At 67.8% G+C, this 18151-nt stretch carries 16 protein-coding genes; 10 read left to right on the top strand and 6 right to left on the bottom strand.

The window, feature by feature from the left end:
* Window positions 1-242: 242 nt before the first annotated feature.
* From ACYJP6_RS02595 to ACYJP6_RS02580, 4 genes are read left to right on the top strand one after another with little or no spacing between them, the layout of a single operon-like run.
* On the top strand, window positions 243-1745 hold the full coding sequence (locus ACYJP6_RS02595) for an efflux transporter outer membrane subunit (protein WP_459473107.1): 1503 nt from the start codon (window positions 243-245) through the stop codon (window positions 1743-1745).
* A gap of 14 nt (window positions 1746-1759) precedes the next feature.
* Window positions 1760-3898 carry an FUSC family protein gene (locus ACYJP6_RS02590; protein WP_459473422.1) on the top strand — a complete coding sequence of 713 codons (2139 nt, stop codon included), beginning with the start codon at window positions 1760-1762 and terminating at the stop codon, window positions 3896-3898.
* Entirely contained in the window at window positions 3888-4088 is a 201-nt protein-coding gene (locus ACYJP6_RS02585; RefSeq protein ID WP_459473105.1) for a DUF1656 domain-containing protein, read from the top strand. The genes ACYJP6_RS02590 and ACYJP6_RS02585 overlap by 11 nt, the downstream gene beginning before the upstream one ends.
* A gap of 10 nt (window positions 4089-4098) precedes the next feature.
* Window positions 4099-4998 carry an efflux RND transporter periplasmic adaptor subunit gene (locus tag ACYJP6_RS02580; RefSeq protein ID WP_459473103.1) on the top strand — a complete coding sequence of 300 codons (900 nt, stop codon included), beginning with the start codon at window positions 4099-4101 and terminating at the stop codon, window positions 4996-4998.
* A 303-nt stretch (window positions 4999-5301) separates the two neighbouring features.
* Here ACYJP6_RS02580 and ACYJP6_RS02575 read toward each other — a convergent pair whose 3' ends face one another.
* From ACYJP6_RS02575 to ACYJP6_RS02565, 3 genes are read right to left on the bottom strand one after another with little or no spacing between them, the layout of a single operon-like run.
* Window positions 5302-5463: a DUF1328 domain-containing protein gene (locus tag ACYJP6_RS02575; RefSeq protein ID WP_007160206.1), complete on the bottom strand. Its 162-nt coding sequence runs from the start codon at window positions 5461-5463 to the stop codon at window positions 5302-5304.
* A 29-nt stretch (window positions 5464-5492) separates the two neighbouring features.
* Window positions 5493-5717 (bottom strand): hypothetical protein, encoded by a 225-nt coding sequence (locus ACYJP6_RS02570; protein WP_459473101.1) that lies wholly within the window; start codon window positions 5715-5717, stop codon window positions 5493-5495.
* 10 nt (window positions 5718-5727) lie between these two features.
* Window positions 5728-5982 carry a hypothetical protein gene (locus tag ACYJP6_RS02565; protein WP_007160204.1) on the bottom strand — a complete coding sequence of 85 codons (255 nt, stop codon included), beginning with the start codon at window positions 5980-5982 and terminating at the stop codon, window positions 5728-5730.
* Between the two features lie 442 nt (window positions 5983-6424).
* Here ACYJP6_RS02565 and algB point away from each other — a divergent pair, with 442 nt between their 5' ends.
* Window positions 6425-7774 (top strand): sigma-54-dependent response regulator transcription factor AlgB, encoded by a 1350-nt coding sequence (algB, locus tag ACYJP6_RS02560; protein ID WP_459473099.1) that lies wholly within the window; start codon window positions 6425-6427, stop codon window positions 7772-7774.
* Entirely contained in the window at window positions 7771-9561 is a 1791-nt protein-coding gene (locus tag ACYJP6_RS02555; protein ID WP_459473097.1) for an ATP-binding protein, read from the top strand. The genes algB and ACYJP6_RS02555 overlap by 4 nt, the downstream gene beginning before the upstream one ends.
* Window positions 9562-10053: 492 nt before the next feature.
* Here ACYJP6_RS02555 and ACYJP6_RS02550 read toward each other — a convergent pair whose 3' ends face one another.
* From ACYJP6_RS02550 to ACYJP6_RS02540, 3 genes are read right to left on the bottom strand one after another with little or no spacing between them, the layout of a single operon-like run.
* Entirely contained in the window at window positions 10054-11526 is a 1473-nt protein-coding gene (locus tag ACYJP6_RS02550; RefSeq protein WP_459473095.1) for an FGGY family carbohydrate kinase, read from the bottom strand.
* 35 nt (window positions 11527-11561) lie between these two features.
* Window positions 11562-12518, bottom strand: coding sequence for a transketolase family protein (locus tag ACYJP6_RS02545; protein WP_459473094.1), 957 nt, complete (start codon window positions 12516-12518; stop codon window positions 11562-11564).
* Window positions 12508-13344 (bottom strand): transketolase, encoded by an 837-nt coding sequence (locus tag ACYJP6_RS02540; RefSeq protein WP_459473092.1) that lies wholly within the window; start codon window positions 13342-13344, stop codon window positions 12508-12510. Before ACYJP6_RS02540 ends, ACYJP6_RS02545 begins: the two co-directional genes overlap by 11 nt.
* 335 nt (window positions 13345-13679) lie before the next feature.
* Here ACYJP6_RS02540 and ACYJP6_RS02535 point away from each other — a divergent pair, with 335 nt between their 5' ends.
* From ACYJP6_RS02535 to ACYJP6_RS02520, 4 genes are all read left to right on the top strand, one after another.
* Window positions 13680-14675, top strand: coding sequence for an ABC transporter permease (locus ACYJP6_RS02535; RefSeq protein ID WP_459473090.1), 996 nt, complete (start codon window positions 13680-13682; stop codon window positions 14673-14675).
* A 57-nt stretch (window positions 14676-14732) separates the two neighbouring features.
* Complete coding sequence (locus tag ACYJP6_RS02530) at window positions 14733-15665, top strand: substrate-binding domain-containing protein (protein ID WP_459473088.1); 933 nt, start codon at window positions 14733-14735, stop codon at window positions 15663-15665.
* 188 nt (window positions 15666-15853) lie between these two features.
* Entirely contained in the window at window positions 15854-17359 is a 1506-nt protein-coding gene (locus tag ACYJP6_RS02525) for a sugar ABC transporter ATP-binding protein (RefSeq protein WP_459473086.1), read from the top strand.
* A gap of 14 nt (window positions 17360-17373) precedes the next feature.
* A complete protein-coding gene (locus ACYJP6_RS02520; protein WP_459473084.1) occupies window positions 17374-18138 on the top strand; it encodes an SDR family oxidoreductase in 765 nt (254 codons plus the stop codon).
* Window positions 18139-18151 lie beyond the last annotated feature (13 nt).

Below are 18151 nucleotides of genomic sequence, written 5' to 3'. Positions count from 1 at the left end.
CTCGAGGATCCGGAAAACCGTCATTCTCCATATTATTTCAGTATGTGAAACAAAGATTCGCGGGTTGGCGCGCTAATCGATTACCGTGGAATTTTATAGAATCGTTAGCAGCCTAATGGTAACGTCCATCGATCGCCCGATCCGGTAGGCGTCCTCTTTCAGTTCCAGCTCATCTCGCCGACCCCACGCCGCCCCTCCAGGCGCGAACTGGCGGTATGGCCCTGTTGCATACGGACCCCCACGTGTCGCCTTTCTCTTGCAGAGCCTGGCCTGGGCTCTCGGTGGTCGCCCTGGCGACCCTGCTGGCCGGGTGCATAGGTACCGGTCACAACGCGCCCCAGGCGCAGCGTCTCGACGATCAAGCGCTGGCCACCGACGCCGCCATCCGCGCCGCCGCCGGCCAGGCCGCCTGGCCCGCGCGCCAGTGGTGGCGCGCCTATGGCGATGCCCAGCTGGATGCCTGGATCACCGACGCCCTGGCGGACAACCCGCGCCTGGCCACGGCCGCCGCCCGGGTGCGCCGCGCCGAGTCTCTCGCCGGCCTCGCTGAATCCCGCGAAGCCCTGCAGGTCGAGGGCAAGGGCGCCTTCAAGCGCTACAGCTGGCCCACCGACGGCTTCTACGGCCCCGGCGAACTGGCCGATCGCACCACCTGGAACAACAACGCCGAGCTAGGGCTGAGCTATGCCCTGGACTTCTGGGGCCGCGAGCGCGACGCCAGCGCCCAGGCGCTGGACCAGGCGCACCAGGCCGCCGCCGAGGTCCGCGCCGCCGAACTGGAGCTGACCGGCAACATCGTCCGCACCTACATCGGTTTCGCCCTGCACCACGACCAGCGCGATATCCTCGCCGCCACCCTGGAGCAGCAGCGCCAGCTGGCGCAGTTGGCCCAGCGGCAACTGGACGGCGGCCTCGGTACCCAGTTCGAGGTCAGCCAGGCGCGCGCCCTGCTGCCCGAGACCGAGCGCCAGCTGGAAGCCCTGGACGAGACCCTGGCGCTGGATCGCAACCAGCTCGCCGCCCTGGCCGGCAAGGGCCCGGGTGCCGGCGCCGGTCTGCAGCGGCCGCGGCTGACCCTGGGCGCGGCGCCGCGCCTGCCCAGCAGCCTGCCCCTGGAACTGGTCGGCAAGCGGCCCGACGTGGTGGCGCGCCGCTGGCAGATCGCCGCGGCGGCCAAGGGCGTGGACGTCGCCCGCGCCAGCTTCTATCCCAACGTCGACCTGGTGGCCAACGTCGGCCAGTTCCTCACCCTGGGCCGACTCAGCGAGATGCTGACCCACGCCAAGACCGGCTCCTTCATCGGTCCCGCCTTTTCCTTGCCGATCTATGACGGCGGCGCCCTGCGCAGCCGCCTCGGCGCGGAATCGGCGGCCTACGACGTGGCGGTCAGCGCCTACAACCAGACCCTGGTGGACGCCCTCAAGGAGATCTCCGACGCCCTGATCAAGGCCGACTCGGCCGCCAAGCAGGCCACTCTCGCCGACCAGGCCAGCCAGGAGGCGCAGCGTACCTACGACATCGCCCGCGAGGCCTTTCGCCGCGGCCTGACCGACTACCTGCACGTGCTCGACGCCCAGACCCGGCTGTTCGCCCAGCAACGCGTCACCGCCCAGGTGCACGCCCTGCGCCTGGCCGCCCAGGCCGGCGCCCTGGTCGCCCTCGGTGGCGGCGCGGACCTCGAACGCGGACCGGCCGACCGAGACCTGGTACCGGCGCGCGTCGCCGTCGAGCGGGCGGCCCGGTGAGCAGTACCGGCGCCATGGCGGCACCGCTGCGCCAGGCCTTTGGCGCCTGGGCGCGCAGCGACGGCAGCCTCTGGCTGTACCAGGCCAAGATGCTGCTCGCCGCCAGCCTGACCCTGTGGCTGGCCATGCGCCTGCAACTGCCGCATCCCAGCTCGGCGGTGATCACCGTCTTCATCGTCATGCAGCCGCAGAGCGGCCAGGTGCTGGCGAAGAGCTTCTACCGGGTCATGGGTACCCTGCTGGGGCTGGCGGTAATGCTGGTACTGATCGGCCTGTTCGCCCAGGAGCGAGTGCCCTTCCTGATCTGCCTGGCGCTGTGGATCGGTCTCTGCGTGGCCGGCTCCGCGCGCTACCGGGACTTTCGCAGCTACGCCTGCATGCTGGCCGGCTACACCGCCGCCCTGATCGGCATTCCCGCCGCGCTCAACGCCGACACCGCCTTCATGTCGGCGGTGATGCGGGTGCTGGCCATCACCCTGGGGGTGCTCTGCAGTGGCGCGGTGAGTGCGGCGGTCTTTCCGCAGACCAGCGCCACCGCCATGCGCGCGGCGCTCTATCGACGCATGGGGGGCTTCGCCGGCCTGGCCGCCGACGTGCTGCGCGGCCGTCTCGACCGCGCCACCCTGGAAGCCGCCGGCGTCCGCCTGGCCGCCGAGGCGGTGGGGTTGGAGAACCTGCGCAGCGCCTCGGCCTTCGAAGACCCGCACATGCGCATGCGCAGCGGCCGCCTGGCGCGGCTGAACGCCGAATTCATGGGCCTGACCACCCGTCTGCATGCCCTGAGCCGGCTGCTCATGCGCCTGCGCGAGCGTGACGCCCAGCTGCCGCTGGCGGCGCTCGAACGACTCTGGGCGCCGTTGCTCGAGCTGTTCGAGGACTGGCGTGGCCAGGCCCTCGACGAAGGTGCCGCGGCAGCCGCCGCCGCGCGCCTGGATCTCCTGCATCAGGGCCTGAGACCGCGCATTCGCGCCCTGCGCGCCGAGTTGCCGCCCTTGGACGAGGTCGATCGGCGGGACTTCGAGACCGCGGTGGAGCTGCTTTTTCGCTTCACCGGTGAATGGCACGACTATCTGCAGACCCACGCCTCCCTGGCTGCCGCACGGCATAGCCGCGAGCAATGGAAGCCGCGTTTCGTCGCCAAGGCCAACGCCCTGGGCGCGGCGGTCACCGGCCTGCGCAGCGCCTTTTTGGTACTGGTGCTGGGCGCCTTCTGGGTCGCCAGCGCCTACCCCAGCGGTGGCATGCTGGCGCTCAACGCCGCGGCCGTCTCGGCGCTGGCCTCGGCCTCGCCGGATCCCAAGCGCACCGCCATGCAGATGGCCGTCGGCGCCGGCGGCGGGGTGCTGCTGGGCTTCTTCCTGACCTTCTTCGTCTTTCCCTGGATCACCGGCCTGCCACTGCTGCTGCTGACCCTGGCGCCGGTGTTCATGCTCGGTACCTGGATCTCCCTGCGGCCGGGCTGGATGGGCTATGGCCTGGGCTGCCTGGTGTTCTTCTGCTTCACCTCGATCCCCGACAATCCGCCGGTCTACGACGCCTATGCCTTCATCAACAACGGCATCGCCGTGGTGCTGTCGATGGTGATCACCGCGGCGGTCTCGGCGGTGCTGCTGCCGCCCAACAGTCCCTGGCTGTGGCGGCGCCTGGAACGCGACCTGCGCCTGCAGCTGGTGCGGGCGGTGAGCGCGCCCCTGCCGCATCTGGCCCCGGCCTTCGAGGGCCAGACCCGCGACCTGCTGAACCAGGCCTATGGCGTCAGCGCCAGCCAGGGCGAAGCCCAGCGCCGCCTGATCGGCTGGGCCTTCTGCGTGCTGGAGATCGGCCATGCGGTGATCGAATTACGCGAGTTGCAGGCGCGCCTGCCCGAGGCGCCGCGCTATGCCGAGGGCAGCCCCTGGCGCCAGGCCATCCGCGTGGTCGGCCGCGCCCTGGTGCGCCTGTTCCTCAAGCCCGGTACCGAGAACCTGCGCCGGGCCCTGGCCGCGGTGGACGCCGCCCTGGCCACGGTGGCGGCGGTGGCCGAACCGCCGCAGCTGCCCTATGACGAGTCGCCTCTGCGCCAGGTGCAGAGCGACCTGCACTTCATCCGCAGCGCCCTGCTCGATCCCCAGGGACCGCTGGCCCGCTACCTCGAGATCCCCCATGCCGCGTGAAATCGCCTTCCATGGCCTCTACCTGCCCACCGTGACGGTGCTGTTCCTGGTCGCCGCCCTGCTCGCCTGGGCGCTGGACCGGGTCCTGGCCGCGGTCGGCCTCTATCGCGTCGTCTGGCATCCGGCGCTGCTGCGCCTGGCCCTCTTCACCTGCCTCTACTGCGCCCTGGCGCTGTGCGTCTATCGCTAGGATTCCTGCCATGATTCTCAAGAAACTCTTCGGCGTGCTCTTCACCCTGCTGGTGGTCTGCCTGGCCCTGAGCCTCGGCCGCCTACTATGGGTGCATTACATGAACGACCCCTGGACCCGGGACGGCCGGGTGCGCGCCGAGGTGATCACCATCGCTCCCGATGTGGCCGGCCTGGTCACCGAGATCGCCGTGCGCGACAACCAGTGGGTCAACAAGGGCGACCTGCTGCTGCAGATCGATCCCGAGCACTACGAGATCGCCGTGCATCAGGCCGAAGCCTCGGTCGCCGCGCGCAAGGCCACCCTGGCCATGCGCCAGCAGAACGCCCGCCGCCGCGCCGACATCGACAGCCTGGTGGTCTCCCGGGAGAATCGCGAGGATGCCAGCAGCGCCGCGCTGGCCGCCGAGGCCGACCTACGCCAGGCCCAGGCCCAACTGGAATCGGCACGGCTCAACCTCAAGCGCACCCGGGTGCTGGCCCCGGTGGACGGCTACGTCACCAACCTGTCGGTGTTCAAGGGTGACTACGCCGCTGCCGGCGCACCCAAGCTCGCCGTCATCGACGCCCACTCGTTCTGGGTCTATGGATATTTCGAAGAGACCAAGCTGCCCCATGTGCAGGTCGGCGCCGCGGCCGAGATGCGCCTGATGAGCGGCCAGGTGCTGCATGGCCACGTGGAAAGCATCGCGCGGGGCATCTACGACCGGGACAATCCCCAGAGCCGTGAACTCACCGCGGACGTCAACCCCACCTTCAACTGGGTCCGCCTGGCCCAGCGCGTACCGGTACGGATCGCCCTGGATCCGGTGGCTGACGGGGTATTGCTGGCGGCAGGCACCACCTGCACCGTGGTACTCGAGGACGCCCGTGGCGAGCGCTCCTGGTGGGATGCCTTCTGGCAGGGCTGAAGGATTTCCTCGGCCCAAAAACGACGACACCCCTGACGCCGGCCGGTATCTCCTATTGGGAATACCTTTCGAATTCAGGGGTGTAATCGTAACCAGCCCAGTCCGCCGCGAGTGCGAAAGTACTCCCTGTACTCTTGGAACCCTCCCGATACGGCAGAGCGTCCCGACCATGTGGCCATCGCGTCCCGTTGTGCGAGACGACTTCGAGGATGCTATTGAACCGGCCTAAGGCTGCAGTTCGATGACAGAGCCTCGGCCGCCGGTCTTTAAGACCGGCGACCCGTTGCGCTCACAGGTTTGGCGTCAGGGACGACGGCGACCCATGAAGAACGACACCACGAACAGCACCAGGAACAGCACGAACAGGATCTTGGCGATACTGGTGGCGGTACCGGCGATACCACCGAAACCCAGGACGCCTGCGATGATCGCGATGATCAGGAAAGTGATAGCCCAGCTCAGCATGGTGTTTCTCCTATGTATTGCAAGTGCACTCAGCGGACGACAGCACCTGTCCAGCGAGCAGTGGTTTTATTAGCGAAATCCTGGGTGTCCAGACTCGCCATCCGTGGTTCCACAGCGGTCAGATCAAGATCCAGACCGTTGAGGTTGTGCGTCTGATTGAGCGCACGACCCATCATCAAAGCACTGAGCAACATCCCCATGCTCACGACCGCAGCTGCAACGAACAACGACATCAACAGCAGCATCCACATCATGGTCGCGATCTCAGAATACCCAGCGGGTCTGCTTCACCAGGCGGTCACCATTGGACTGTGCCGGGATGGCTTTGAGTTCCCCGCGACCTTGGCTGGCCAACGGCTTGGCTGCCGGCACCATGGCCTGGGCAGCGATCCGAGTGGACGCGATGAGTGCCTGTTCGCGGCTGACGTCCTGCCCCTGCGGGGCGGCGACGGCAGCGCTGGCGAAGCAAGCGAAGAGCGCAGTACCTACCAAGTGCTTGCGAAGGGTCTGGCTGATCATCGGGTCTCTCCTGCAATCCGTTGGCCCTAAGGCCGGCTTGCCAAGGAGATTGCAGACTGCGTGCCAGCTTTTCGAAAAGAATTTTTACTATAAAAAACAATGACTTAGTATTTATCGAGAGAGCAGACAGACATGCACCTTGCAAGGTGCAACGCCCGACGCATTGCGTTTTGCATGATGGCCAGGGGCGCTGGCGCCGTCGCCACTGGCCGTTGCTGACCGGTGCAGCGGCAAGAAAGCCCTCGTCGCCCCCTCCTGCTCGGGCAAAAGCCACCTTTTCGGACGATTCCACCAGGCGGATTGCGAACTGCACGATGCCGCCATTCCCCCTGCCGGCTTTCCCATCGGTCCTGCGGATTGCAACTTGCACGATGTATGATGGACTAACTGCCAGCTCGGTCTTTTAGCGCGTTTCGGCCTTTCGGCCTGGAGTCTCTCCGTCATGGAACAAACCAGCGGTCGCATCCTGCTCGTGGACGACGAAGCCGCCATCCTGCGTACCTTTCGCTTCTGCCTGGAGGACGCCGGCTATAGCGTCGCCACGGCCAACAGCGCGGCCCAGGCCGAAGCCCTGCTGCTCCGGCAGGTCTACGACCTCTGCTTCCTGGATCTGCGCCTGGGTGCGGACAACGGCCTGGACGTGCTGCAGCAGATGCGCATCCAGGCGCCCTGGATGCGCGTGGTGATCGTCACCGCCCACTCGGCCATCGACACCGCCGTGGATGCCATGCAGGCCGGCGCCGCCGACTACCTGGTAAAGCCCTGCAGTCCGGACCAGCTGCGCATGGCCGCCGCCAAGCAGCTGGAATTCCGCCAGCTCTCCGCGCGGCTGGAAGCCCTCGAAGGCGAGGTGCGCAAGTCCAGCGCCGGCCTCGATTCGCGCAGTCCGGCGATGATGGGCATCCTAGAAACCGCCCGGCAGGTCGCCACCACCGATGCCAATGTACTGATCCTTGGGGAGTCGGGCTCGGGAAAGGGCGAACTGGCGCGCGCCATCCATGCCTGGAGTCGCCGCGCCAAGAAGACCTTCGTCACCATCAACTGTCCGTCGCTCTCCGCCGACCTGATGGAAAGCGAGATGTTCGGCCATACCCGCGGCGCCTTCACCGGGGCCAGCGAGAGCACCCTCGGCCGGGTCAGCCAGGCGGATGGCGGTACCCTCTTCCTCGACGAGATCGGCGATTTCCCCCTGGCGCTGCAGCCCAAGCTCCTGCGCTTCATCCAGGACAAGGAATACGAGCGCGTCGGCGATCCGGTGACCCGCCGCGCCGACGTGCGCATCCTCGCCGCCACCAACCGCAACCTGGAACAGATGGTGGCGGAAAACGAATTCCGCGAAGACCTGCTCTATCGCCTCAACGTCATAGTGCTCAACCTGCCGCCGCTGCGTGAACGCAAGGAAGACATCGTCGACCTGGCCGAGCGCTTCCTGGCCCGCTTCGTCAAGGACTACAACCGGCCCGCCCACGGCTTCAGCGAGGCGGCGCTGGAAGCCCTGCGCAGCTACGGCTGGCCGGGCAACGTCCGCGAGCTGCGCAACGTCATCGAGCGCGCCAGCATCATCTGCGGCCAGGACCTGGTGGACGTCAATCACCTGGGCCTCGGCGATGGCCCGGCCACTGCCAGCGCCGCCAGCGCGCCACGGGTCGGCGAGGCGCTGAGCCTGGAAGCCCTGGAGCGGGCGCACATCGCCGCGGTGATGGCCACCAGCGAGACCCTCGACCAGGCGGCCAAGACCCTGGGTATCGACGCCTCCACGCTCTATCGAAAACGCAAGCAGTACGGGCTATGAAACTGCCGATCAAGCTGCACACCCGCCTCTTCCTCAGCATCTCCGCCCTGATCGCCGTGGCTCTTATCGGGCTGCTGGTCGGGCTGGTGAGCGTCCTCCACCTGGCCCGCGAGCAGAGCGTCCAGACGCGCAGCAACCTGGACTTCATCAACCTGACGCTGAACATGCGTCAGGAGCTGAGCAACAGCCTGTTCCAGATGCTCGACGGCGCCCCGGATGCGCAGTCCCTGGCGGCGGCCCAGCAGCGCTTCGAGCAGTATCTGCAGCTGGTCCAGGGCGAGATGCGCAAGCCCGAGCAGCTGGCCGTGCTGGAAGACGTCAAGCGTCGCTACGAGCGCTTCGCTGCCTACCTGCAGGCTCCCCCTAGCGGCTATGCCCAGCTGCGCGCCGACCCGGGCTTCCAGGAAACCCTCAACGAGCTGCGCAACCGCATCTACGACCTGCAAAAAAGCTATGTGGTGACCCTGGAACGCATGCAGGACGAGGCCCACGACCGCGCGGTGATCATCGCCCTGCTGCTGGCCATGATCGGCGTAGCCATTCTGGTCACCGGGGTGGTGACGGCCAACGGCATCGCCAAGCGCTTCACCGGGCCCATCGACGGCCTGGCCAAGGCCGCCGAGCGCATTAGCCAGGGCAACTTCGACGTCCAGCTGCCGACCTCGCAGATTGCCGAGTTCACCCTGCTCAGCCGCCGCTTCGGCAACATGGCCCAGGCGCTGCACCGGCTCAGCCAGACCAACGTCGAGGCCCTGGTGGCCGGCCAGCGGCGCCTGCAGGCGGTGCTCGACAGCATCGACTATGGCCTGGTGATCCTCGATCCCCAGGGCAACATCGAGCACGCCAACCCGGTGGCCTGCCGCCAGCTCGGCTGGAACGAGAACCACCTGGGCGAATCCCTGATCGCCGCCCTGGAGCGGCCGGAGATCGAGGCCAGCGTGCAGCGGGTGCTGGCTGGCGGTGCCCTGGATGCGGCGCCCGAAGACCTGGAGATCCGCGTCGACGATGAGATTCGCCTGCTGGCCTGGAGCCTGACGCCGGTGAACCACGCCGATGGCCGTAGCGTCGGCGCGCTCATGGTGCTGCGCGACGTCACCGAGCAGCGCGCCTTCGACCGGGTGCGCAACGAATTCGTCCTGCGCGCCTCCCACGAACTGCGCACCCCGGTCACCGGCATGCACATGGCCTTCGGCCTGCTGCGCGAGCGCCTCAAGGTGGCGCCGGAATCCCGCGAGGCCTATCTGCTGCAGACGGTGGACGAGGAAACCCACCGCCTGGTGCAGCTGATCAACGACCTGCTGGACTATTCGCGCCACCAGAGCGGCCTGCAGCGCCCGGAAAAGCTGCCCAGCGAGATCGGCGACCTGCTGGAAGAAGCCCGCGCCCGCCATGCCGACGAGGCCCGCGAGCGCGATGTCGAATTGAGCGTGGAGTTGCTGCACACGCCGCTGCCGCGGGTCAGCCTGGACCCCAAGCAGCTGGCGCGGGTGTTCGACAACCTGCTGAGCAACGCCCTGCGCCATACCCCGGCAGGCGGGCGGATCGTCATCCAGGCGCTACGCCAGAACGACCAGTTGCTGATGGCGGTGCAGGACAACGGCGAAGGCATCGCCTACGCCCAGCAGGGTCGGGTGTTCGAACCCTTCGTGCAGATCGGCAGCCAGAAAGGCGGCGCCGGCCTGGGCCTGGCGCTGTGCAAGGAAATCATCCGCCAGCACGGTGGCCGCATCGGCGTGGTATCGCGCCCCGGCCAGGGAACGCAGATCTTCATGACCTTGCCGACTTGAGCTAGGCCATACAGGGCCGCCGTAGGTTGGGTTGAGCGCAGCGAAGCCCAACAGTGCCTGAGCGTTTGCCAGCGTTGGGCTTCGACGATAGAGCCGTCTCAACCCAAGCTACGGTCTAGCCCCCTCTCCCTCGGGGAGAGGGTCGGGGTGAGGGCGCCCCTCGCCACGGTATCCCCGTGGAAAAGGCTGCGCCGTTTTCCACGCTACGTGGCCCCTAGGTTGGGCTGAGCGCAGCGAAGCCCAACGGTGTCTCAGCGTTTGCCAACGTTGGGCTTCGACGATAGAGCCTTCTCAACCCAACCTACGGTCTAGTCCCCTCTCCCTCGGGGAGAGGGCAGCATCTAGTCACGATGCCCCAGTGGAAAAGGCTGCGCCGTTTTCCACGCTACGTGGCCCGTAGGTTGGGTTGAGCGTAGCGAAGCCCAACATCAGCCCTAGCGCCGGCCCTGTTGGGCTTCGGCGATGGAGCTGCCTCAACCCAACCTACAGTGTTTACCGCAGCGTCCGCTCCAGCGCCTGGCGCCAGCCGGCATAGAGTTCCAGCACGGCGCTGGCCCGCGGCTCGTAGCGGCGCCGCGGCCGCTCGAGATCGCCGAGCGCCGCGGCGTCCTGCCACCAGCCCAACGCATGGCCGGCCAGGTGGGCGGCGCCCAGGGCTGACACTTCCGGCGAGAGGCTGCAGATCACCGGGCGCTGCAGGAGATCGGCCTGGAATTGCAGCAGCCATTCGTTGCGCGTGGCGCCGCCGTCCACCCAGAGCTCCTCCAGGGGTGTCGGGCTGTCCTGCTGCATGGCATCGAAGACATCGCGGATCTGGTAGGCGATGGCTTCCAGGGCCGCACGCATCAGGTGCGCTCGTCCGCACTTCTCGCTGAGACCGCAGAACAGCCCCCGCGCCTCGGCGCGCCAATGCGGCGCACCGAGCCCCCCGAGTGCCGGGACGAAGTAGACGCCACCGTTGTCCGGCAGCGCCGCGGCTTCGGCGACCAGGGCCTCCAGCTCGCCGGCGCCGCCCAGCAGGCGCGCCGTCCAGCCCACCGCGGCCCCGGTGTGGACGATATTGCCTTCCAGGGCATAGGTCGGGGTGTCACCCAGGCGCCAGGCCAGGGTGGTGGCCAGGCCATGGGCCGAGACCACCGGCGCGGCGATGGGGGTCATCAGCGAGGAACCGGTGCCCAGGGTGGCCTTGACCTTGCCGGGAACGAAGCCACCCTGGCCGAACAGCGCCGCATGGGAGTCGCCGATCATCGCCAGGATCGGCAGGCCACCCGGCAACGGGCCCTGGGCCCGGGTCTCGCCGAAGCAGCCGGCACTGGGCCGGATCTCCGGTAGCGCCGCGCGCGGAATACCGAACAGGGCCAGCAACTGCGGGTCCCAGTCGCCGCCGCGCAGGTCGAGCAACTGGGTGCGGGCGGCGTTGGCCGCGTCGATGAGGAAGCTAGTGCCGCCGCTGAGTTGCCAGAGCAACCAGCTGTCCACGGTACCCAGGCAGATTTCCCCTGCGGCGGCGCGGGCCAGGCCGTTGGGGACCTGGTCGAGCAGCCAGCGCCACTTGCCGGCGGAAAACATCGGGTCCAGTGCCAGGCCGCTGCGCTGCCGGATCAGCTCGCCATGGCCGGCGGCCTGCAGAGCCTCACATTGCGGTTGGGATCTCTTGCACTGCCAACTCACCAGCGGGCCGAGCAGCTGGCCGCTGGCGCGCTCCCAGGCCAGCGCGGATTCGCGCTGGTTGCTGATGGCGATGGCCGCCAGGGGCGCGTCCGTCTGGACCAGGCAGTCACCGATGGCGCCCTGCAGGGCCTGCCAGATGGCCAGGGGATCCTGCTCGGCATAGCCGGCGTGCGGATGCTCGACGGTGAGTGGCCGGGAGCCGCGGGCCACGACGCGGCCGGCGCGATCCACCAGGATCGCCTTGGCATTGGTGGTGCCCTCGTCGAGGGCGAGGATCAGCGGCTCGGCGGCCATAGCAGCTCCTTGTTATTGTTCCGCTACCGCCCGGCTCAGCGCAGGCGCTGTACCGCAGCGACGATACCAGCGGCATCGATGCCGTGCTTGGCGCGGGTCGGCCCGCGGGCTCCAGCGGAGGCGTATTCACCGTCGGCGATGCCCAGGCGGATCAGCGGAATCCCCAGCGCCGCCTCGGCCATCACCTCGGCCACCAGGCTGCCCGCGCCACCGTTGGCATTGTGCTCTTCCACCGTGACCACGCCACCGCGGGCGGCGCAGAGGGCCTCCAGCAAGACCTCGCGCTGCAGGGGGCGGATCGACGACAGGTTGATCACCTGGGCGCTGACGCCCTGCTCGGCCAGCTGGCGGGCGGCGTCCACCGCCTCGTGCACCACCGAACCCAGGGCCACCAGGCTGACGTCATGACCCTGGCGCAGCACATCGACCTGGCCGGGTACGAAGCGATAGTCGGGACCGTGCAGGTCGGGCAGCGCCTTGCCGTCCAGGCGGATATAGACCGGGCCGTCGTGGGCCAGGGCATGCTCGACGATCTGCCGGCATTCGCTGCCATCGGCCGGGGCATAGATCTCGACGTTGCCGAAGCCGCGCATCACCGCGATGTCGTCCAGGCTGTGGTGGGTGCTGGCCAGGGGACCGTAGCTGGTCCCGGCGTTGAGGCCGAACATCTTGACGTTGGACCTGTTGTAGCAGACGTCCACCTTGACCTGCTCGTTGGCGCGGGAGATCAGGAAGGGCGCGGCGTTGCAGGTCACCGCCACCTTGCCGGCGAGGCCCAGGCCGGCGGCCACCCCGACCAGGGTCTGCTCGGCGATGCCGACGTTGACCAGGCGCTCGGGGAAGCGTTTGACGAAGGGGCCGATCTTGGCCGTGGAGGTGGAATCGCTGACCACCGGCACCAGGTCGACGCCGGCGTCCACCGCAGCGATGAAGGCCTCGACCATGACGCTGGCGAGATGGGCTTCGCCCGGGGTCTGGGTATCAGTGGCCATGGTCGAGCTCCTTCAATGCAGCGGCGATCTCGTCGCCCTTGGGCACCCGGTGGTGCCATTCGGGTTTGCCCTCGATGAAGGAAACCCCCTTGCCTTTCACGGTGTTGGCGATCAGTACCTGGGGTTGGCCGCGGTGCTCGCGCAGGGCCTCCAGGTGTTCAACCAGTTGGGCGACGTCGTTGCCATCGCACTCGACCACATGGAAGCCGAAGGCGCGCCATTTCTCGGCCAGGGGCTCCAGCGGCAGGATCTCGGCGGTCGGGCCGGCCAGTTGCAGGCGGTTGTGGTCGACGATCACCGTCAGGTTGTCCAGCCGGTACTTGGCGGCGGTCAGCGCCGACTCCCAGTTGGAGCCCTCGCCCAATTCGCCGTCGCCGGTCAGCACATAGACGCGGCGCGGACTGCCGTCACGCTGAGCGGCCAGGGCGATGCCGGTGGCCACCGGCAGGCCATGGCCGAGGGCACCGGTGTTGAGTTCGATGCCCGGGGTCTTCTGCCGGACCGGGTGACCCGGCAGGTGGGAATCGAAGTGCTGGTAGGTGTCGAGCCATTCCGGCGGAAAGTAGCCGGCTTCGGCCAGGCAGCAGTAGAGCCCGCCCACGCCGTGGCCCTTGCTCTGGATGTAGATGTCGCGCTGGGGATCGGCGAGGCGCTCCGGGGCGACGTCGAGCAGGCGGAAATAGAGGGTGGCGAGGATGTCGGTTTCCGACAGGTCCGCCCCGGTATGACCGCCCGCGGGAGAGGCGGCGTTGAGCTGGATGACGCGCCGGCGGATCAGCCGGGCCTTTTCGCGAATCTGCGCGACGTCGTACTGGAACGGATTCATCAGGCGACCCCCTCGGGTATCCGAAGCTGCGATGGAGCAGACGCCTGCCGAGGTTTCAGTGGGCGTCTTATGAATATTTATTCGTCACTGAAAATATATTTATCATTTAGACCCCAATCCGAAAGGCCGTCAATAGGCGAAAATGGCGCCCAGGGCTTCGCCGCCAGACGGAAATACCTGTCTGGCTAAGGTTTGCTGAGCGATAGGCATTCGGCGACGCGGCAATGAAAAGGCGCTTGACTTCCATCTGGAACAGGCGGAGTCTGAATTAAAAATCAGGCACGCATAAATATTCAGGCGGCCTTACACAAGAACAATAACCCCAGGAGAAGCTCGTGGAAGCCAAAGCCCCGACTGCCTCGCCACCCGCCAAGCCCCTCGCTCGCCTGGCGCTGCGCCTGCCACGCAACGTCGGCGGTCCGCTGATCGGCCTGGCGCTGTTGATCGCCGTGTTCTCCTTCGCCTCGGAGTATTTCTTCTCCGTGCGCAACGCCCTCAACATCCTCGATCAGGTGACGGTGCTCGGCATCCTCGCCATCGGCATGACCCTGGTCATCGTCATCGGCGGCATCGATCTCTCGGTGGGCTCGGTGCTGGCCTTCTCCATGATGCTGCTGGGCTGGCTCTACCAGGACATCGGCTGGCCGCTGGGCCTGGCGATTCCGGCTGCCATCCTCGGTGGCCTGGCCTGCGGCCTGGTCTCGGGGCTGCTCATCGCCCGGGCGCGGCTACCGGCCTTCATCGCCACCCTGACCATGATGTCGGTGGCCCGCGGGCTGGCCAACATCCTCACCGACGGTCGCCAGATCGTCGGCTTCCCGGACTGGTTCACCAGCCTGGCCACGGTGCGGCACTTCGGCTTCCTGTCGGTGACCGTTGGCCTCTTCCTGCTGATGCTGCTGGTGGCCTGGGTCTTCCTGCGCTTCCGCGCCGGCGGCCGCAATCTCTACGCCATGGGCGGCAGCGCCGAGGTGGCGCGCCTTTCGGGCATCAAGGTGCGCACCATCACGATCTGGATCTACGCCCTGAGCGGCGCCCTGGCGGGCCTCGCCGCGGTGGCCATGGCGGCACGCCTGGATTCGTCCCAGCCCAGCGCCGGCCTGTCCCTGGAGCTGGACGCCATCGCCGCAGTGGTGATCGGCGGAGCCAGCCTCAGCGGCGGTGTCGGCAGCGTCGGCGGCACTCTGGTGGGCGTCCTCATCATCGGCGTGCTGCGCAACGGCCTGAACCTGCTGGGGGTCTCGCCCTTCGTGCAGCAGGTGATCATCGGCATCGTCATCGCCCTGGCCGTCACCCTGGATACCCTGCGCCGCCGTAGCGGGCAGCGTTGAGTCAGAACCGCATCGACATCGACACCGCAGTACAACAATAACAACGGAGTGCTTTCCATGCTGACCCCCAAGAAGCTGTTGCTCGGTACCCTGTTCGCCGCCATGACCTGTGCCGGCGCGCTCAATGCCCAGGCCAAGGAACTCACCGTGGGCCTGGCGGTGGCCAACCTACAGGCCGACTTCTTCAACCAGATCAAGCAGGCCGTCGAGGCCGAGGGCAAGGCCAAGGGCATCAAGGTGATCACCGTGGACGCCCAGGGTAATTCGGCGACCCAGGTCAACCAGATCCAGGACCTGATCACCCGCCAGGTCGACGCCCTCATCTACATCCCGGCCGGCGCCACCGCCGCCGGCGTTCCGGTCAAGGCCGCCAAGGCCGCCGGTATCCCGGTGGTGGCGGTCGACCGTAACGCCCCCGATGCGCCCGGCGACACCTTCATCGCCAGCGACAGCGTCGCGGCTGCCCGCACCCTGGCCGAATACGTCGGCAAGGTCACCGGGGGCAAGGGCCGTGTCGCCATCCTCCAGGGCCAGATCGGCACCACCCCGGAAAACGACCGCGCCAAGGGCTTCGCCGAAGGCCTGGCCACCTTTCCCGAGCTGAAGGTGGTCGCCCAGCAGCCCGCCGAGTGGGCCCAGGACAAGGGCTTCGCCGTGGCCCAGGACATGCTCCAGCGTGACCCCAACATCAACGTCTTCTTCGGTCGCGCCGACGCCATGGCTCTGGGCGCCGCCCAGGCGGTCAAGGTGGCCAACCTCGATCATCCGGTGACCATCGTCGGCTTCGACGGCGATGTGGCCGGTCTCAAGGCGGTGGCCGCCGGCACCCTGTCCGCCACCATGACCCAGCAGACCCGCAAGATGGGGCGCATGGCGCTGGAATCGGCGGTGGCGCTCAAGGAAGGCAAGCAGGTGCCCAAGGAACAGCTGCAGGAGGCGATCCTGACCACCAAGGACAATGTCGCCCCCTTCATCGAGAACCATCCGTAACCACGATCTGCTGCGCGACGGCCAGCTGGCATCGACCCCTTCTTCGGACTGCTCATTTACCACTCGTAAACGCCGCGTCCGCAGAGGGGTTCAACGCCGCTTGGCTCTAGCTCGCGAGATCCTGTTGGCTCCTGCACCCGGTGCTTTCCCCGCGGAAGCACCGCGACCGATTCCCCCTCGGAGGCCCCATGTCCGCCGTCATGCCCCTGGAACAGCCCGCGGCCCTCAGCCTGAGAAACATCGGCAAGAAATACGCCGGCATCGAGGTGCTGAGCGGGGTCGACGTCGACATCCAACCGGGTGAGGTCCTGGCCCTGCTCGGTGAGAACGGCGCCGGCAAGTCCACCCTGTCGTCCATCATCGCCGGCCTGGTGCCGCCCGAGGCGGGTGGCCGCATGACTTGGCTCGGCCAGGACTACACCCCGGACTCCCCCGGCGCGGCCCTGGCCGCCGGCATTGGCCTGATCCACCAGGAGATCCGCCTGCTGCCGGAGCTGACCATCGCCGAAAACATGTTCGTCGGCCGCCTGCCCATGCGCGGCGGCCGGATCGACCGCACCTTCATGGAAACCGAGGCCCAGCGCCAGCTGGATCGCCTCGGCCTCAAGGTTCCGGCCACCCGCACCGTGGCCGGCCTCAGCGTGGCGGCCCAGCAACTGGTGGAGATCGCCAAGGCGCTGACCCTCAAGGCGCGCCTGCTGATCCTCGACGAGCCGACCGCGGCCCTGGGTGGCGAGGAGACCGAACTGCTGTTCGCCCAGGTCGAGCGCCTCAAGGCCGAAGGCGTGTCCTTCATCTACATCAGCCATCGCCTGGAAGAGATCGCCCGCATCGCCGACCGGGTGCTGGTCCTGCGCGACGGCCGCCAGATCGCCTTGCATGCCACCGCCCAGGTGCCGGTGCGGCAACTGGTAGAGGAGATGGTCGGGCGCAGCGTCGAGCGCATCTTCCCGGCCCTGGCCACGCCCGGCACGCGCGAGGTGCTGCGGGTGAAAGACCTCAGTTGCCGCGAGATGCCGCTCAAGCACATCGATTTCGCCGTGCGCGCTGGCGAGGTGTTCGGCGTGGCGGGCGTGGTCGGTGCCGGGCGTACCGAACTGGTTCGCGCCATCGCCGGCGCCGCCGAGCAGGTGACCGGCGAGCTGGTGCTGGAAGGCCAGGCCTGCCGTTTCGCCAGCCCCTGCGAGGCGATCCAGGCCGGCATCGTGCTGGTGCCCGAGGATCGCAAGCAGCAGGGCGTGGTGGTCGACCATGCCATCGAGGAAAACCTCATCTATGGCAACACCGACCTGCTCGCCGCCGGCGGCTGGGTCTCGCCCGGCGGCCTGCGCGCCTTCGCCCGCAAGGCGGTGGCCCGCCTCGGCGTCAAGGGCCAGCCGGAACAGGCCATCGCCGCCCTGTCTGGCGGCAACCAGCAGAAGGTGATCATCGCCAAGTGGCTGGCGCGCAATCCCAAGGTCTTCATCCTCGACGAGCCCACCCGCGGCATCGACGTCGGCGCCCGCGCCGCCATCTACCAGGTGATCGCCGAGCTAGCCGCCACCGGCATGGCGGTGATCGTGGTCAGCTCGGATCTCGACGAGGTCCTCGGCCTGTCGCACCGGGTCATGGTGATGAGCCGTGGCCAGCAGATGGGCATTCTCGAACGTGAACAGGCCACTCCGGTGGCCGTGATGGAATTGGCTACCGCCTGACTAGGAGTTCTCTCATGCGTCTCTTCGATCTCGGCGGCCAGACCGCCTTCGTCACCGGTGCCGGCAGCGGCATCGGCCAGGCCATCGCCGTCGGACTCGCCGAGGCCGGCGCCGATGTCGCCTGCTTCGACCTGCCCGGCAGCCGCGACCTGGTCGGCACCGTCGCGCGCATCCAGGCCCATGGCCGCCGCGCCCTGGCCCTGGAAGGCTCGGTGACCAGCGCCGCCGACCTGGCCACCGCGGTGGCGCGTGCCGAGGCCGAACTGGGTCCGCTGAGCCTGGCGGTCAACAGCGCCGGCATCGCCAACGCTCAGCCCGCCGAAGAGCTGGAACTGGAGCGCTGGCAGCGCATGCTCGACATCAACCTCACCGGGGTGATGCTCAGCTGCCAGGCCCAGGCGCGAGTCATGCTGCCACGCGGCAAGGGGGCCATCGTCAACATCGCCTCCATGTCCGGCAGCATCGTCAACCGTGGCCTCCTGCAGGCCCACTACAACACCTCCAAGGCCGGGGTCATCCACCTGACCAAGAGCCTGGCGATGGAATGGGCCGAGCGTGGCATCCGGGTCAACTGCATCAGCCCCGGCTACACCGCCACCCCGATGAACACCCGCCCCGAGGTGGCCGACCAGGTGAAGATCTTCGAGCAGACCACCCCGCTGGGCCGCATGGCCGAGGTGGAGGAAATGGTCGGCCCGGCGATCTTCCTCTGCAGCCCGGCAGCGTCCTTCTGCACCGGGGTGGATCTGATCGTCGACGGTGGTTTCGTCTGCTGGTAACAGTCCGCTGGCG

The organism is Pseudomonas sp. No.117 (genome assembly GCF_054558395.1).
This window is presented reverse-complemented; position numbering and strand designations above follow the sequence as displayed.

Bases quoted from the DNA above. Each gene is read 5' to 3' on its own strand.
- algB (WP_459473099.1), top strand. From the start codon at position 6,425: ATGGAACAAACCAGCGGTCGCATCCTGCTCGTGGACGACGAAGCCGCC.
- ACYJP6_RS02550 (WP_459473095.1), bottom strand. From the start codon at position 11,526: ATGGCCGCCGAGCCGCTGATCCTCGCCCTCGACGAGGGCACCACCAAT.
- ACYJP6_RS02530 (WP_459473088.1), top strand. From the start codon at position 14,733: ATGCTGACCCCCAAGAAGCTGTTGCTCGGTACCCTGTTCGCCGCCATG.
- ACYJP6_RS02570 (WP_459473101.1), bottom strand. From the start codon at position 5,717: ATGATGTGGATGCTGCTGTTGATGTCGTTGTTCGTTGCAGCTGCGGTC.
- ACYJP6_RS02520 (WP_459473084.1), top strand. From the start codon at position 17,374: ATGCGTCTCTTCGATCTCGGCGGCCAGACCGCCTTCGTCACCGGTGCC.
- ACYJP6_RS02565 (WP_007160204.1), bottom strand. From the start codon at position 5,982: ATGATCAGCCAGACCCTTCGCAAGCACTTGGTAGGTACTGCGCTCTTC.
- ACYJP6_RS02585 (WP_459473105.1), top strand. From the start codon at position 3,888: ATGCCGCGTGAAATCGCCTTCCATGGCCTCTACCTGCCCACCGTGACG.
- ACYJP6_RS02575 (WP_007160206.1), bottom strand. From the start codon at position 5,463: ATGCTGAGCTGGGCTATCACTTTCCTGATCATCGCGATCATCGCAGGC.
- ACYJP6_RS02525 (WP_459473086.1), top strand. From the start codon at position 15,854: ATGTCCGCCGTCATGCCCCTGGAACAGCCCGCGGCCCTCAGCCTGAGA.
- ACYJP6_RS02555 (WP_459473097.1), top strand. From the start codon at position 7,771: ATGAAACTGCCGATCAAGCTGCACACCCGCCTCTTCCTCAGCATCTCC.
- ACYJP6_RS02545 (WP_459473094.1), bottom strand. From the start codon at position 12,518: ATGGCCACTGATACCCAGACCCCGGGCGAAGCCCATCTCGCCAGCGTC.
- ACYJP6_RS02580 (WP_459473103.1), top strand. From the start codon at position 4,099: ATGATTCTCAAGAAACTCTTCGGCGTGCTCTTCACCCTGCTGGTGGTC.
- ACYJP6_RS02540 (WP_459473092.1), bottom strand. From the start codon at position 13,344: ATGAATCCGTTCCAGTACGACGTCGCGCAGATTCGCGAAAAGGCCCGG.
- ACYJP6_RS02590 (WP_459473422.1), top strand. From the start codon at position 1,760: ATGGCGGCACCGCTGCGCCAGGCCTTTGGCGCCTGGGCGCGCAGCGAC.